Source organism: Micromonospora sp. CNZ303 (genome assembly GCF_004345505.1).
The window spans coordinates 306,856-321,567 of sequence record NZ_SLVT01000002.1 but is presented as its reverse complement, the minus strand read 5'-3'; the positions used below and the strand labels follow the sequence as shown (position 1 = coordinate 321,567).

Sequence of the window (14,712 nt, the reverse complement as noted above, 5' to 3'; positions counted from 1 at the left end):
CTCCGGCGACCGGTGGTCGCCGGAGTCAGGCGGTCACGAGGACTCGCGGGCCGCCGGGCCGCTGCCGAAGAGCACGTCGTCCCAGCTCGGCAGGCGCTTGCGCGGCTTGCCGCCGGCGTCGGTCGACTCGCCCGCCGCTGCCGCCGGCGCGCCCGTACGACGGGGCCGGAGCACCGCCAGCGACGGCACGGCCGGCACCTCCTTGGGCGCGTCCGAGTCGTCGTCGAAGGCGGAACCCTGCCCGCCGCCGAGCAGCGCCGCCGCCCCACCGCCGACCGGCCGCTGGCGTGGCGCGTCCTGCCCGGCCAGGGCGGCCGGGGTGCGGGGTTCGAGCCCACGACCCGAGGTCGAGCCGAGCGGACGGTCGAGCGAGGCGAGCAGGGCGTCCCGCCCGGCCCGGATCGGGTCGCGCCCGGGACGGCTGTGCTCCGCCGCCGCCGGCAGGCCGTGCCCGCCCCGGCTCGGCTCGCCGCGCGACGGGCCGGGCAGCGCGTGGCCGCCCCGCTCCGGTGCCGGCTCCTGGCCGAGGATCGGGGTGGGCCGCTCGGCGCAGAGGTATTGCGCCATGTCGTCGTGCGGGGTGACCGACTGCCGGGTCTTGTCGAGATCCCAGATCGCCTGCGCGGTCGCCTTGCCCGAGGGCCAGGTCGCCACGATCCGCCAGGTGCCGTCGTCGCGGCGCCACGCGTCCCAGGAGATCTTCTCGGTGTCGATCCCGTGCTGGGCCAGCCGGCCGTTGACCACCTCTGCGAGCGGGGTGGGCTTCTCCGCGCCCTTCAGCCGGGTGCGGCGGGCGTGCTGGGCGAGCATGGCCCGCTCCTGGAGCACCGGGCCGGCGTAGCGCAGCACGCGGTCGACCGGCACGCCGGCGATCCGGGCGACGTCCTCGGCGGACTCGCCGGAACGGATCTTGGCCTGAATGTCCCGTGGGGAGAGTGAGGGCACCGGGTCGGCGGTCGCCGACGGGGCCACCGCGAGCGGCGGGGCGCCGGGCTCGGCGTGCAACGCGCCGGCGATCCGTTCGTCGATGGGCAGGGCGAGCAGTCGCCCGACCTCGTCGGCGAGCACCAGGGCCTGGCCGTCCTCGGAGAGGGCGACGAAGCGTACTGGGCGCATGGCGTAGCCTCCGTCCCGCTTCGCTGGCCGTCACGCCACGAGCCGGCCACCCGGGCGTCCTCGCACCACCGTACGCGCATCTGTCCGCAGGTGGGGGATGCGACACCCGCATGTCGCGACTGAGCTGCGACGATGATCACGGTCGGTGGCCGCCGACGTGTCCGGCGGCCACCGACCGTGACGGCGATCAGAGTCGCTCGACCACGTAGTCGATCGACTCGGTCAGCGCCTCGACGTCGGCCGGCTCGACGGCCGGGAAGAGCGCGACGCGGAGCTGGTTGCGGCCCAGCTTGCGGTAGGGCTCCGTGTCCACGATGCCGTTGGCGCGCAGCGCCTTCGCGATCGCGGTGGCGTCGACGGAGTCGGCGAAGTCGATGGTGGCGACCACGTTGGAGCGCAGCGCCGGGTCGGTGACGAACGGCGTCGCCACCTCGGAGCGCTCCGCCCAGCCGTACACGATCGCGGCGCTCTCGGCCGTGCGCTTGGCCGCCCAGGCCAGCCCGCCCTGGGAGTTCATCCAGTCGGTCTGCTCGGCGGCCAGGAAGATGGTGGCCAGCGCCGGGGTGTTGTAGGTCTGCTCCAGCCGCGAGTTGTCGATCGCGGTGACCAGGTCGAGGAAGGCCGGGATGTAGCGGCCGGACGCCTTGATCTCGCCGGCCCGCTCCAGCGCGGCCGGCGACATCAGGGCCAGCCACAGGCCGCCGTCGGAGCCGAAGCACTTCTGCGGGGCGAAGTAGTAGACGTCGGTCTCGCCGACGTTGACGTCCAAGCCGCCGGCGCCCGAGGTGGCGTCGACCAGCAGCAGCGAGCCGGGGTCGGCGCCGGCCACCCGGCTGATCGGCACCGCGACACCCGTCGAGGTCTCGTTGTGCGGGGTGGCGTAGACGTCCACCCCGGCCTCGGCGGTCAGGGTGGGCGCGGTGCCGGCCTCCGACTTGCGGACGGTGGGCTCGCCGAGGAACGGGGCGTCCTTGACGGACTTGGCGAACTTCGCGCCGAACTCGCCGAAGCTGGCGAACTGCGCCCGGTCCCGGACCAGGCCGAACGTCGCGACCTCCCAGAAGGCCGTGGTGCCGCCGTTGCCCAGCACCACCTCGTAGCCCTCGGGGAGGGAGAAGAAGTCGGCGATGCCGCGGCGCAGCCGGGCCACCTCGTCGCGGACGGTCTTCTGCCGGTGCGAGGTGCCCAGGTAGCTCGTCGCCACCTCGGCGAGGGCGGAGACCGCCGCCGGACGGACCTTGGACGGCCCGCAGCCGAACCTCCCGTCGGCGGGCTTGAGGTCGTCGGGAATCCGGATGGTCGGTGCGTCAGCCACGGTTGTCGAGATCCTTCCGCATGGGCGAGGGCGGGCCCGGTGTTCAGGCGGGCGCGGATCGACGGCGGACGCGCGCTCAGGCGCACGACGTGGCCGGGACCCGGGCCCGGTCCGGCGACACTGCCGGCCCTCATCCTCCCACCCGCGCCGGCCGCGCCGACCGCTGATCCCACCAGCGACGTTGAGGCGTCCACCACAATCCGTGCCGGTACGCCGCCCCGATGTCGCACGCCGACCGCACCCGGTTGCAAGGAAGGGCCCCTTCCTATACGCCAGGCGTTAGGAGGGGCCCTTCCTTACACCTCAGACGCCGTGCGGGATGGCGTCCCAGCCCTCGACGTCGCTGGGCTTGCGGCTGCCCGGGCCGACGTAGCGGGCCGACGGGCGGACCAGCCGCTGGAGCTTCTTCTGCTCCAGGATGTGCGCGCTCCAGCCGCCCATCCGGGCGCAGGTGAACATGGAGGTGAACATGTGCGCCGGCACCTCGGCGAAGTCCAGCACCACGGCCGACCAGAACTCGACGTTGGTGGCGAGCACCCGGTCCGGCCGGCGGGCCTGGAGCTCGGCCAGGGCGGCCTTCTCCAGCGCCTCGGCGATCTCGAAGCGCGGCGCGCCCAGCTCCTTGGCGGTGCGGCGGAGCACTCGGGCGCGCGGGTCCTCGGCCCGGTAGACGCGGTGGCCGAAGCCCATCAGCCGCTCGCCCCGGTCGAGGACGCCCTTGACGTAGCCCTCGGCGTCGCCGCTGCGCTCGACCGCCTCCAGCATGCTGAGCACGCGGGACGGGGCGCCGCCGTGCAGCGGGCCGGAGAGGGCGCCGATGCCGGAGGAGATGCAGGCCGCGGCGTCCGCGCCGGTGGAGGCGACGATCCGGGCGGTGAAGGTGGAGGCGTTCAGGCCGTGCTCGGCGGCCGAGATGAAGTAGGCGTCGACCGCCTTGACGTGCCGCGGGTCCGGCTCGCCCCGCCAGCGCTTCATGAAGCGCTCGACGATGGTGGACGCCTTGTCGATCTCCTTCTGCGGCACGGCCGGCAGGCCCAGGCCGCGCGCCGACTGGGCGACGAAGGAGAGCGCCGTGACCGACACCCGGGCGAGGTCCTCGCGGGCCTGCTCGTCGGAGATGTCGAGCAGCTGGTTGAGACCCCAGTACGGGGCCAGCATCGCGACCGCGGACTGCACGTCCACCCGGATGTCACCGGAGTGCACCGGCACCGGGAACGGCTCCGCCGGCGGCAGACCCGGGCCGAACCGCCCGTCGACCAGCAGCGCCCACACGTTGCCGAAGGAGACCTGGCCGATCAGATCCTCGATGTCGACGCCGCGATAGCGCAGCGCGCCGCCCTCGCGGTCGGGTTCGGCGATCTCGGTCTCGAAGGCTACGACGCCCTCCAGCCCGGGTTTGAAATCGGCCATATCGCTCTCCTGGATCTGCTCGGTGCGCCCGCCCGGGCTCCGGTCCCGGCCCAGCCGGGCGAGCGCCTTAGGCGACCCTCAGGGATGTGTTCGTGACATCTTGCCTGCTGGGTAACCGGATTCGCGACCCACTGCGACTGTGCCGCACACGACATCCCCGGTCCGGGTGGCCCGGACCGCGTCGGCGACACTGTGCGGTGCGGGCTGGCCAGCGCCGCAGGCAGCGGGCCGGGTCGACGAGGAGGAGGGGGAACGTGACGGGGGACACAGTCCGGCCGGCAGGTATGCGTAACGAGTACGCCCCGGAGCTGGGCCTTTCCGAGGCGGACCTGGCCGCCGACTGGCACGGCCAGTTCGCCCGCTGGTTCGCCGACGCGGTCGCCGCCGGACTGCCCGAACCGAACGCGATGGTGGTCGGCACCGCCGACGCCGCGGGCCGCCCGAGCGCGCGCACCGTGCTGCTGAAGGGGTACGACCCGGAGGGCTTCGTCTTCTTCACCAACTACGGGTCCCGAAAGGGCGCCGAGGCGGCCGTCAACCCGCACGTGAGCCTCGTCTTCCCCTGGTTCCCGCTGCACCGGCAGGTGGTGGTTGCCGGCCGGGTCGAGCGGGTCGACCGGGCGGAGACGGAGGCGTACTTCGCCAGCCGGCCGCGCGGCTCCCAGCTCGGCGCCTGGGCCAGCACCCAGTCCCGGGTGATCCCCGGGCGGACCGTGCTGGACGAGGCGTACCGGGCGGCGGCGGAGCGGTTCGCCGAGGTCGAGCCGATCCCCGCCCCGCCGTACTGGGGTGGCCTGCGGGTGCGGCCGGAGTCGGTGGAGTTCTGGCAGGGCCGGGTCAGCCGGCTGCACGACCGGCTGCGGTTCCGGCTCACCGGGCCCGGGGAGTGGAGCGTCGAGCGGCTGGCGCCGTGACCCAGCTCAAGGACGCGCGGCCGAGCGGGCTGCGCCGGTTCGCGATCGACGTGCGCCCGCTGGCCGTGCCGGCGTACCGGCGGATGTGGCTCGGCAACGGCATCGCGATGTTCGGCATCCAGCTCACCGCCGTCGCCGTGCCGGTGGAGATGTACGCGCTGACCGGCAGCTCACTCTGGGTCGGGCTGATCGGGATCGCGGCGTTCGTACCGCTGCTGGTCTTCGGGCTCTGGGGCGGCGCGGTGGCCGACGCGCACGACCGGCGCAAGGTGCTGCTGGCGACGGCGGCGGTGCTCTGGGCCGCCACGTTCGGTCTGGCGGTGCAGGCGGTGCTCGGGATCGGCAGCCCGCTGCTGCTGCTCGTCCTGGTGGCGGTGCAGTCGATCGCCTTCGCGATCAGCTCGCCCACCCGCAACGCGATCCTGCCCCGGCTGGTGCCGGCGGAGCTGGTGCCGGCGGCGACCACGCTGAATTTCACCACCTACACGGCCGCCTCGGTGTTCGGCCCACTGGCCGCCGGCCTGATCTTCGCCTGGTGGGGCACCGACCTCGGCCTGCCGATCGCCTACGCGGCCGACGCGGTGCTCTACCTGGTCGCCGTCTGGGCGACCGTGAAGCTGCCGGCCATGCCGCCGGAGCCGGACCCGGACGCGGACCCGGACGCCGCCCCACGGCGGGCCGGGCTGGCCAGCATCGTCGACGGCCTGCGCTACCTGGCCACCACCCCGGTGCTGATGCTCTCCTTCGTCATCGACCTGATCGCCATGGTGCTGGCCATGCCCCGGGCGCTCTTCCCCGAGATCGCCGAGTCCCGCTTCGGCGGCGGCGCGGCCGTCGGCTGGCTCTACAGCGCGATCGCGGCGGGCGCGATGCTTGGCGGGCTGACCTCCGGGTGGATCGGGCGGCTGCGCCGGCAGGGGCTGGTGCTGGTGCTGGCGGTGGTCGGCTGGGGGCTGGCGATCGCGGCGGCCGGCCTCGCCGGCCAGCTCTGGCTGATGGTGCTGCTGCTCGCGGTGGCCGGGGCGGCCGACCTGGTCAGCGCCGTGCTGCGGCAGTCGATGCTGCTGGTCTACGCGCCGGACCGGATGCGCGGGCGGCTGATGGGCGTCAACACGGTGGTCATCGCCGGCGGCCCGCGCCTGGGCGACCTGCGGGCCGGTGCGGTGGCGGCCGGTTTCGGCGGCGGCGTCGCCTGGATCGGCGGCGGGCTGCTCTCGGCGGCCCTCGCGGTGCTGCTCGCGGTGGCCTTCCCGGTGCTGCTGCGCTACCGGGCGGCGGACCCGTCCGGCGGTGACAAGGCGTGACGGGGCGGGTCGGGGCGAGCGACGGCGGGGCGGGAACCGTTAGGGTCGCCGGCATGGACACCCCCGACCAGCGTCCGCCCTCGGGCGCACAGTGGACCATTTCCGCCGCCGGCCACGAGGCCGTCATCGTGGAGGTGGGCGGTGGGGTCCGGACATACCGGCACGACGGGACCGACCACCTCGACGGGTACGACGCCGACGAGATCTGTCCCGGCTGCGCGGGGCAGGTGCTGGCCCCCTGGCCGAACCGGATCCGCGACGGGCGCTACACCTTCGGCGAGCGGTCGTTGCAGCTCACCCTCAGCGAGCCGGACCGGGGCGTGGCCATCCACGGGCTGGTCAACTGGGTGCCGTGGCGGCTGGTGGAGCAGTCGTCCGACGCGGTGACCGTCGGCTACGACCTGCCGCCGCAGCCGGGCTACCCGTGGCCGCTGCGGCTGCGTACCCGGTGGAGCGTCGGCCCGGACGGGTTGCGCGCGGAGCACGAGGCGACGAACCTCGGCGCCGAGCCCGCGCCGTTCGGCTTCGCGGTGCACCCGTACCTGCGGGTGCCCGGGGTGGCGGTGGACGACCTGTCGATGCGGCTGCCGGCCCGCACGCGGTTGCAGGTGGACGGCCGGCTGCTGCCGATCGGGGGTACCCCGGTCGCCGGCACCGAGTACGACTGGACCAGCCCCCGCCGGATCGGCGGCGCCCGGCTCGACCTCTGCTTCGGCGACGTGATCCGCGACGACGACGGCGGTTCGGTGGTCAGCCTGGCGGCCCCGGACGGCACGGCGGGCGTACGGATCTGGGCGGACCGGGAGTTCGGCTGGTGGCAGGTGTTCACCGGTGACGCCCTGCCCGGCGAGCGGCGGCGCCGTTCCGTGGCGGTGGAGCCGATGACCTGCCCGCCGGACGCGTTCCGTTCGGGCCGGGACGTCATCACCCTGAAGCCGGGCGCGACCTGGCGGGGTGCCTGGGGCGTACGGCCCGGGGCCTGAGCGGGGGAGCGCATGGAGTTCGGCGAGGTGGTCCGGCGACGCCGGATGGTGCGCAACTACGACCCGGACCGTCCCGTCCCGCCCGACGTGGTGGAGCGGCTGCTCGACCACGCGGTCCGCGCGCCGTCGGCCGGCTTCGCCCAGGGCTGGGGCTTCCTGGTGCTGGAAGCGTCGGAGGACCGCGAGCGGTTCTGGGCGGCGACCACCCCGGGCGGCGGCGGCCGGGAGCGGTGGCTGGCGGGGATGCGCCGGGCCCCGCTGATCGTCGTCCCGCACGCGAACCGGTCGGCCTACCTGGAGCGCTACGCGGAACCGGACAAGGGCTGGGCGGACCGTTCGGCTGAGCGCTGGCCGGTGCCCTACTGGTACGTGGACACCGGCTTCGCCGCCCTGCTGATGTTGCTGACCGCCGTGGACGAAGGGCTGGGGGCGTGCTTCTTCGGCATCCCCGCGCAGCGCCTCGACGCGTACCGGGAGGCGTTCGGGGTGCCGGGGGAGTACGAGCCCGTCGGCGCCGTCACGGTGGGTTATCGCGCGCCTGACCACCGGTCACCGTCGCTGCGCCGCGGGCGTCGCCCGGTGGGCGAGGTGGTCCGGCGGGGGCGCTGGAGCTGAGCGGCGCCGGATGTGCCGTCAGGTGTTTCGTCCGGTGGCGAACCGGACGGCGGGTGGCGAAACTGACATCGGGGAGCAGAACGCGGTGTGGTGCAGCCCGCTACGCTGGCACGGTCATCGGTGCCGCAGGTCGCGGTGCCGCGCCGCGACCCGACCCGGTGTCGTGGGTCGGCCCGGCCAGGGGGAGGGGAGCGTGCCGTCGTGATCTTCAGAGCGGTCCGGGACGGGCGTCCCTACCCGGAGCACAACCTGACGCTCAAGCAGTGGGCGGAGATCCCGCCGAGGCCGCTGCGCCTGGACCAGTTGATCACCACCAAGCGTGAGCTGGCGCTGGACAAGCTCCTCGCCGAGGACTCCACCTTCTACGGCGACCTCTTCCCGCACGTCGTGCAGTGGAACGGCGGGCTCTACCTGGAGGACGGGCTGCACCGCGCCCTGCGCGCGGCGCTCCAGCAGCGCAACCAGATCCACGCCCGGGTGCTCGTCCTCTCCGGCCCGATCGAGTGAGCGCGAGCCGCCGGTCGTCCGACCCGTCCTGACCTGCTATTTCGCGGATTCGACGCGGCGGGTTCGCCTGCCGGCGCGCTTCGACGAGCGGCTGTCGCACCGGAGCCGTACCGTCATCTCAGACGACGTGTCTGACGAGGACGGTGAGGGCCATGGCCCGCGACGGTGACATCAACGAGCCCACGAGGGAGTTCCCCGGTTATCCGACCGGCGAGGCGCTCAAGGAGCGGTCGGCTGTCACAACCGAGCCGGATGCGGGCGCGCCACCACCACCGGCGGGCGGGCCTGCGCGCGGCCTGCTCTGGGTGCTCGGCGCGGCGGCGCTGGCGGTGGTGGTGCTGCTCGGTGTGCAGGCCACCGGCCTGCTGCCGGACTTCCGCAACCCGTTCGCCAAGGAACAGACCGACCGCAGCCAGCCGCCGCTGCTCAAGTCGATCCAGGATCTCAGCCGCTACGTCGCGGCCGAGGGCAACTTCCAGGTGGTCGTCGATCTCCAGAACGACCGGCGCAACGTGCCCGACTGGCTGCTCAGCCAGCGCACCCTCTTCGTCGGGGCGGGCAGCGTGGAGGCGTACGTCGACTTCGCCAAGATCTCCGAGGGCGCGGTGGTGGAGTCGGCCGACGGCAAGTCGGTGGAGATCAGGCTGCCGGCGCCGCAGCTCGCCAAGACCAACCTCGACCTGGAGAAGAGCTACGTCTTCGCCGAGGAGCGCGGGCTGCTCAACCGGGTCGGCGAGCTGGTGAAGGGCGACCCCAACCGCCAGCAGCAGGTCTACCAGCTCGCCGAGGAGCGGATCACCACCGCCGCCCGCGACAGCGGCCTGACCCAGCGGGCCGAGGAGAACACCCGCAAGATGCTGGAGGGGCTGCTGCGCTCCCTCGGCTACGAGAAGGTGACGGTCACCTACACCGCCCCCTGACGGCGCTCCCACGACACGACGGCGCCCGCCCCTGTCGACGGGACGGGCGCCTCGTGCTCACCCCCGCCTCGGGCGGGGGCGGGTGGGCTCAGTAGCGGGCGGCGGCGTAGCGGTCCTCGTTCGGCATCAGGACCCAGAGCACCAGGTAGACGACCACCTGGGTGCCGGGCAGCAGCAGCGACAGCAGGAACAGCAGCCGGATGAAGCCGGCCGACCTGCCGAAACGCTGGGCCAGGCCGGCACAGACGCCGGCGATCATGCGCCCCTGATGGGGGCGGACCAGTTTGCGACTCATCGTCGTACTCCCACTCTGCGGCGTTCGCCGCCTCTGCCCTCAACGGTAGGAAGGGGTGGCCACCGCGCCCTCGGTCCGGAGGAGGATCGGCGGTGCCCGTACCCGTAGGTGGTTACCCGGGAACCGGCCCCGCGACGCCCCCGGGACCCGCCGGGACGTGTCGACCGGTCGCGGCTGGCGGCAGGCGCTGAGCTGGGCGGGTAGGCTCGCCGGTCGGGCACCCACACCCCCGGGTGCCGGACGGCCGCCCCGACCGGGCCGGCCACGACCGTGCCGGAGACCCACGAGGTACGACGGCGAGGAAGTGCAGCCATGATCAGCGTTTTCGACCTCTTCAGTGTCGGCATCGGGCCGTCCAGCTCCCACACGGTGGGGCCGATGCGGGCCGCCCGTACCTTCGTCGCGGGCCTGAAGGCCGACGGGTTGCTGACCGGCACGGTCCGGGTGCAGGCGGAACTCTTCGGCTCGCTGGGCGCGACCGGGCACGGCCACGGCAGCGACCGGGCGGTGCTGCTCGGGTTGGCCGGCGAGGCCCCGGAGACGGTCGACACCGACACGGTCGACGCGCGGATCACCCGGATCCGTGCCGAGCGCCGGCTGGGCCTGCTCGACGCGCACGAGATCGACTTCGACCCGGACCGCGACCTGGTGCTGCACCGGCGCCGGTCGCTGCCGTACCACCCCAACGGGATGACCTTCGTCGCGTACGACGACCGGGGCGCGGAGCTGCGGGCCCGGACGTACTACTCGGTCGGCGGCGGTTTCGTGGTGGACGAGGCGGCGGCCGGGGCGGACCGGATCAAGCCCGACACCACGCGCGTACGTCACCCGTTCCTCACCGGCGCGCAGCTGCTCGACGTGACCGCGTCGACGGGGCTGTCGATCAGCGAGGTGATGCTCGCCAACGAGCTCTCCTGGCGCGGTGAGGGCGAGGTGCGCACCGGCCTGCTGGAGATCTGGCGGGTGATGCGGGAGTGCGTCGAGCGGGGCTGCTCGCGCGACGGGGTGCTGCCCGGCGGGCTGAAGGTCCGCCGCCGCGCCGCCGAGCTGCGCCGCAGCCTGGAGACGGAGTCCGACCCCGCCGACCCGCTGCGGGCGATGGACTGGGTGACCCTCTTCGCCCTCGCCGTCAACGAGGAGAACGCGGCCGGCGGTCGGGTCGTCACCGCGCCGACCAACGGGGCGGCCGGCATCATCCCGGCGGTGCTGCACTACTACACCCGGTTCTCCCCGGGCGCCTCCGAGGAGGGGGTGGTGCGGTTCCTGCTGGCGGCGGGCGCGATCGGCGTGCTGTTCAAGGAGAACGCCTCGATCTCCGGTGCCGAGGTGGGCTGCCAGGGCGAGGTGGGCTCGGCCTGTTCGATGGCCGCCGCCGGGCTGGCCGAGGCGCTGGGCGGCACCCCCGCGCAGGTGGAGAACGCCGCCGAGATCGGCATGGAACACAACCTGGGCCTGACCTGCGACCCGGTCGGTGGTCTGGTGCAGATCCCCTGCATCGAGCGGAACGCGGTGGCTAGCATCAAGGCGATCACTGCCGCCCGGCTGGCGCTGCGCGGCGACGGGGTGCACCACGTCTCGCTGGACAAGGTCATCAAGACCATGCGCGAGACCGGCGCGGACATGAAGGTGAAGTACAAGGAGACGGCGCGCGGCGGACTGGCCGTCAACGTGATCGAGTGCTGAGGGGGCGTTCGTTCATCGACTGCTAGCCTGTCGTCCGTCCGGTGAGGCGGGAGGCGGCGGTGACCTCTGGCGTCGCGGCGTTGTGGTCGCACCGCACCTCGCTGCGCATCCTGGTCCGGCGCGACCTCGCCGTGAAGTACCAGCAGTCCGTGCTCGGTTACCTCTGGTCGCTGATCGAGCCCCTCGGCCTGGGGGCGATCTACTGGTTCGTCTTCGGGGTCCTCTACTCCCGGGACACCAACCGCCACCTCGGCGACGCGGCCGACTCGTACCCGCTGTTCCTGCTCACCGGGATCTTCGCCTGGATGTGGACCAGCTCGGCGCTGAGCGAGGCGACCAACGCGCTGACCGGCCAGGCCCGGCTGATCACGACGATGAACGTGCCGCGGCAGGTCTTCCCGATCGGCCGGGTCACCGGCCGCTTCGCCGAGTACGCCGCCGGCCTGCCGATCCTGCTCGCCGTCGCCGTCGGGTACGCCGCGTCCGGCCGGGTCGAGCCGGGCTGGTCGCTGCTGGCCCTGCCGCTCGCGGTGGCGGTGCAGGCCGTCCTGCTGGTCGGGCTGGCGCTGCTGCTCTCGGCGGTCAACGTGCTGATGCGCGATGTCGAGCGCTTCATGCGGCTGGTCGTCCGGGTGCTCTTCTACGCCACCCCGATCATCTATCCGCTGAGCCTCGTGCGCGACGCCGACCTGCCGGGCTGGCTGAAGGCCGCCTACGAGCTGAATCCGCTGGTCGGCATCTTCCAGCTGCACCACGCGGTCTGGTACCCGGACGAGTTCCCGGACGCCCGGCTGCTCGCCACCTCCGTCGGCGTGAGCCTGCTGGTGCTGGCCGCCGGCTGGTGGACGTTCCGCCGGCTCGAACCCGCCGTACTCAAGGAACTGTAGGGATGGCCGATCCGATCATCGAGGCGGAGGGGCTCGGCATCCGGTTCGTCCGCAACCGGCGGCGGCAGTTGCGGCTGCGGGAGCTGTTCATCCACCGGGGGCGGCGCGGCGCCGACGACGGCCGGTTCTGGCCGCTGCGGGACGTGTCGTTCTCGGTCCGGGCCGGGGAGACCGTCGGCGTGGTCGGGCGCAACGGCACCGGCAAGAGCACCCTGCTGCGGCTGATCGCCGGCGTGCTCATCCCCGACGAGGGCCGGATCCGGGTGCGTGGGGACGTCGCGCCGCTGCTGGAACTCTCCGCCGGGTTCTCCAACGACCTGACCGGGCGGGAGAACCTCTACCTGGTCGGCGGCCTGCACGGACTCCCGTCGGGCTACCTGCGGCGGCACTTCGACGACATCGTCTCGTTCGCCGGCGAGCAGGTGGAGCGGGCCGTCGACACGTCGGTGCGGCACTACTCGTCGGGCATGAAGGTCCGGCTCGGCTTTGCCATCATCTCGCACCTGCCGCACCCGATCCTGCTCATGGACGAGGTGACGGCGGTCGGGGACGCGGAGTTCCGCAAGAAGTGTTATGCGACGATCGACCGTCTGCTCGGGGAGGGGCGCACTCTGGTGCTGGTGTCACACAACGAAAAGGACCTGACCCGGTTCTGCCGTCGGGGGTTGTACCTCGACGGGGGCCGGCTGACCGTCGACGGGACGATCGCCGAGGCGCTCGCCGCGTACCACGCCGCGGTCCCGCGGTGACGCTCGCGATCGTGCTCGCCGCCGACGCACCGGCCGCGAGCCTGCCGACCCGCTCGGGCGAACACCTCGCCGACCGGCTGGCCGACCAGCTCCGGCGCGCCGGGGCGCACGAGGTGCGCCACGCCGCCGGGCTGGACGAGCTGGCCGACCTCGTCGACGCGGCCACGGGCCCGGTGCTCGTGACCGGCGCCGACCTGGTCGCGCACACCGCCGTACTGCGGCACCTGGCCACCAGCCCCGTCGGGCCGACGGTCGCGTTGGTGCTCACCGATCCGCCCGGCGACGGCCACACGGCCGTGCGCGAGGAGCGCGGCCAGGTGGTCGGGGCCGGAGCGGCGCAGGCGCTGGACGGCGAAGCCACCGGCGTGTTCGGTGGCGCGCTGCGGGTCGGCGTGGACGACCTGCCGTCGCTCGCCGCCGCCGCGCGCGCGGCCGCCGCCGGGGTGGTGCCCGTCGGCGCGCCGTCGGCCGCCGCGCCGCCGCCGGCCGGGCCCGCCGTGGACCGGCTCTTCGCCGGCCTCGCCGGGCTCGGTGTGCTGACCTTCGCTCAGCGGGTACGCCTGCTCGTGGCGCACCGGGTGGGCGACCCGGCGGGGCTGGCCGCCGCGGAGGCGGCCGTGGCCGCCGTCGACGAGGACCGGGCCGAGCTCAGGCTCTCGGTGAAGGAGCGGGACGACTTCTTCACCACCTTCTTCGTCAGCACCTGGTCGCCGTACGTGACGAAGGCGTCGGCGAAGCTCGGGCTCGGCCCGACCGCCGTCACGATGATCTCGGTGGCCTTCGCGGTGGCCGCCGCGGTGCTCTTCGGCACGGGCGGCCGGCTGGCGCTGGTCGCCGGGGCGGTGCTGCTCTACCTCGGCTTCGTGCTGGACTGCGTGGATGGCCAGCTCGCCCGCTACACCCGGCACTTCAGCGCGTGGGGCGGCTGGCTGGACACGATGGCCGACCGGGCGAAGGAGTACGTGGTCTACGCCGGCCTCGGCTACGGGGCCACCCAGGCCGGCTTCCGGTACGGCTGGGCGCTGGCGATCGCCGCGATCACCCTCCAGACCGTGCGGCACATGACGGACACCTGGTACGGCGTGCTGCACGACGAGGCGGCGCGCCGGCCGAAGGCGGTGGGCACCGCCGGCGGCGGCATCGGCGACAAGCTGAACGCCGCCTCCAACCGGGTGCAGGCCGACACAGGTTCGGTGTCGTACTGGCTGAAGCGCACGGTGGTCTTCCCGATCGGGGAGCGGTGGGCGTTGATCGCGATCACCGTGGCGTTGTTCGGCCCGCTGGTCAGCCTGTACGCGGTGCTGGCCTGGGGGGTGCTGGCCTTCGCGTACACCGGGGCGCTGCGTACGCTGCGGGCCCGCTGGATGCGGGTGCCGGTGCTGGACACGGTCGACGCCACCCTGCACCGCGACGACGGGCCGCTGGCCCGGCTCCTGCCGGCGCTCCGGCCGGTGGGCCCGCTGGCGCTGGCGGTCGTCGCGGCGCTGGGCCCGGCGGCGCTGCTGGTGGCGGCGCTGCTGACCCGCGACGGGGCGCAGGTCCCGCGGTGGGCGGTGCCGGTCGCGCTGCTGGTGCTGCTGGTCGCCGGCCTCGGCGCGGGCGCGACGCACGCCGGGCCGCTGGACTGGCTGGTGCCGGCCGCGCTGCGGGCGGGCGAGTTCCTGTTCGCCATCGCGGTCGGGGTGGTCGGCGACGTGCCGCCGTGGCTGATCTTCGGGTACGTCTTCGTGCTGACCCTGCACCACTACGACCTGACCGCCCGGTTGGAGAAGCGGCAGTCCGCCCCGCCGCTGCACGTGGGCACGCTGGGCTGGGAGGGCCGGTCAGTGCTGCTGGCCCTGGCGGCGATCGTCGGTTTTGCGGGTATCGGTATGGCTACACTCGGTACGTACCTTCTCGTGGTTTTCGTGGGGAGTGTCGCCCTCGCCTGGGTCGTCCTGCCCGCCCGCGCCGCGCGGGCGTCGGTGGGCCTGGTCGGCGCGGGAGGTCGCTCGCCGGGCTGACGACAGGGGCC

The 14,712-nt window shown here is 73.8% G+C and carries 14 protein-coding genes; 10 read left to right on the top strand and 4 right to left on the bottom strand.

Annotated features, from left to right (window positions below; translation table 11 throughout):
• Window positions 1-33: 33 nt before the first annotated feature.
• The 3 genes from sepH to EV374_RS04780 form a co-directional block, all read right to left on the bottom strand.
• Complete coding sequence (gene sepH / locus EV374_RS04790) at window positions 34-1,116, bottom strand: septation protein SepH (RefSeq protein ID WP_132231924.1); 1,083 nt, start codon at window positions 1,114-1,116, stop codon at window positions 34-36.
• Window positions 1,117-1,303: 187 nt separating this feature from the next.
• Window positions 1,304-2,431, bottom strand: a complete 1,128-nt coding sequence (serC, locus tag EV374_RS04785; protein WP_132231922.1) for a phosphoserine transaminase — start codon at window positions 2,429-2,431, stop codon at window positions 1,304-1,306.
• A 303-nt stretch (window positions 2,432-2,734) separates the two neighbouring features.
• On the bottom strand, window positions 2,735-3,841 hold the full coding sequence (locus EV374_RS04780; RefSeq protein WP_132231920.1) for a citrate synthase 2: 1,107 nt from the start codon (window positions 3,839-3,841) through the stop codon (window positions 2,735-2,737).
• 284 nt (window positions 3,842-4,125) lie between these two features.
• Here EV374_RS04780 and pdxH point away from each other — a divergent pair, with 284 nt between their 5' ends.
• From pdxH to EV374_RS04750, 6 genes are all read left to right on the top strand, one after another.
• Complete coding sequence (pdxH, locus tag EV374_RS04775) at window positions 4,126-4,755, top strand: pyridoxamine 5'-phosphate oxidase (RefSeq protein ID WP_165947718.1); 630 nt, start codon at window positions 4,126-4,128, stop codon at window positions 4,753-4,755.
• Window positions 4,752-6,059: an MFS transporter gene (locus tag EV374_RS04770; protein ID WP_132231916.1), complete on the top strand. Its 1,308-nt coding sequence runs from the start codon at window positions 4,752-4,754 to the stop codon at window positions 6,057-6,059. Before pdxH ends, EV374_RS04770 begins: the two co-directional genes overlap by 4 nt.
• A gap of 53 nt (window positions 6,060-6,112) precedes the next feature.
• Window positions 6,113-7,042, top strand: coding sequence for an aldose 1-epimerase family protein (locus tag EV374_RS04765; protein WP_132231914.1), 930 nt, complete (start codon window positions 6,113-6,115; stop codon window positions 7,040-7,042).
• Between the two features lie 12 nt (window positions 7,043-7,054).
• Window positions 7,055-7,657 (top strand): nitroreductase family protein, encoded by a 603-nt coding sequence (locus tag EV374_RS04760; protein ID WP_132231912.1) that lies wholly within the window; start codon window positions 7,055-7,057, stop codon window positions 7,655-7,657.
• Window positions 7,658-7,858: 201 nt separating this feature from the next.
• Complete coding sequence (locus EV374_RS04755; RefSeq protein ID WP_089002310.1) at window positions 7,859-8,164, top strand: type II toxin-antitoxin system VapB family antitoxin; 306 nt, start codon at window positions 7,859-7,861, stop codon at window positions 8,162-8,164.
• 152 nt (window positions 8,165-8,316) lie between these two features.
• Complete coding sequence (locus EV374_RS04750; RefSeq protein WP_132231910.1) at window positions 8,317-9,084, top strand: DUF4230 domain-containing protein; 768 nt, start codon at window positions 8,317-8,319, stop codon at window positions 9,082-9,084.
• Between the two features lie 88 nt (window positions 9,085-9,172).
• On the opposite strand, the gene EV374_RS04745 is transcribed toward EV374_RS04750, so the two are convergent.
• Window positions 9,173-9,379 carry a PspC domain-containing protein gene (locus tag EV374_RS04745; protein WP_132231908.1) on the bottom strand — a complete coding sequence of 69 codons (207 nt, stop codon included), beginning with the start codon at window positions 9,377-9,379 and terminating at the stop codon, window positions 9,173-9,175.
• A 312-nt stretch (window positions 9,380-9,691) separates the two neighbouring features.
• On the opposite strand from EV374_RS04745, the gene EV374_RS04740 reads away from it, so the two are divergent.
• Genes EV374_RS04740 through EV374_RS04725 form a run of 4 tightly spaced genes read left to right on the top strand, consistent with a single transcriptional unit; the run spans window position 9,692 to window position 14,701 of the window.
• Window positions 9,692-11,062, top strand: a complete 1,371-nt coding sequence (locus tag EV374_RS04740) for an L-serine ammonia-lyase (RefSeq protein WP_132231906.1) — start codon at window positions 9,692-9,694, stop codon at window positions 11,060-11,062.
• A 59-nt stretch (window positions 11,063-11,121) separates the two neighbouring features.
• Window positions 11,122-11,949: an ABC transporter permease gene (locus EV374_RS04735; protein ID WP_132231904.1), complete on the top strand. Its 828-nt coding sequence runs from the start codon at window positions 11,122-11,124 to the stop codon at window positions 11,947-11,949.
• Window positions 11,950-11,951: 2 nt separating this feature from the next.
• The gene (locus EV374_RS04730; RefSeq protein WP_132231902.1) at window positions 11,952-12,698 is read left to right on the top strand and encodes an ABC transporter ATP-binding protein; all 747 of its coding nucleotides are present in this window, start codon (window positions 11,952-11,954) and stop codon (window positions 12,696-12,698) included.
• On the top strand, window positions 12,695-14,701 hold the full coding sequence (locus EV374_RS04725) for a CDP-alcohol phosphatidyltransferase family protein (RefSeq protein WP_132231900.1): 2,007 nt from the start codon (window positions 12,695-12,697) through the stop codon (window positions 14,699-14,701). Before EV374_RS04730 ends, EV374_RS04725 begins: the two co-directional genes overlap by 4 nt.
• Window positions 14,702-14,712: the final 11 nt, after the last annotated feature.

What these genes read in the sequence shown, in the direction of transcription:
- sepH (WP_132231924.1), bottom strand. Translation starts at nt 1,116, where the DNA reads ATGCGCCCAGTACGCTTCGTCGCCCTCTCCGAGGACGGCCAGGCCCTG.
- EV374_RS04780 (WP_132231920.1), bottom strand. Translation starts at nt 3,841, where the DNA reads ATGGCCGATTTCAAACCCGGGCTGGAGGGCGTCGTAGCCTTCGAGACC.
- pdxH (WP_165947718.1), top strand. Translation starts at nt 4,126, where the DNA reads ATGCGTAACGAGTACGCCCCGGAGCTGGGCCTTTCCGAGGCGGACCTG.
- EV374_RS04765 (WP_132231914.1), top strand. Translation starts at nt 6,113, where the DNA reads ATGGACACCCCCGACCAGCGTCCGCCCTCGGGCGCACAGTGGACCATT.
- EV374_RS04760 (WP_132231912.1), top strand. Translation starts at nt 7,055, where the DNA reads ATGGAGTTCGGCGAGGTGGTCCGGCGACGCCGGATGGTGCGCAACTAC.
- EV374_RS04750 (WP_132231910.1), top strand. Translation starts at nt 8,317, where the DNA reads ATGGCCCGCGACGGTGACATCAACGAGCCCACGAGGGAGTTCCCCGGT.
- EV374_RS04745 (WP_132231908.1), bottom strand. Translation starts at nt 9,379, where the DNA reads ATGAGTCGCAAACTGGTCCGCCCCCATCAGGGGCGCATGATCGCCGGC.
- EV374_RS04740 (WP_132231906.1), top strand. Translation starts at nt 9,692, where the DNA reads ATGATCAGCGTTTTCGACCTCTTCAGTGTCGGCATCGGGCCGTCCAGC.
- EV374_RS04730 (WP_132231902.1), top strand. Translation starts at nt 11,952, where the DNA reads ATGGCCGATCCGATCATCGAGGCGGAGGGGCTCGGCATCCGGTTCGTC.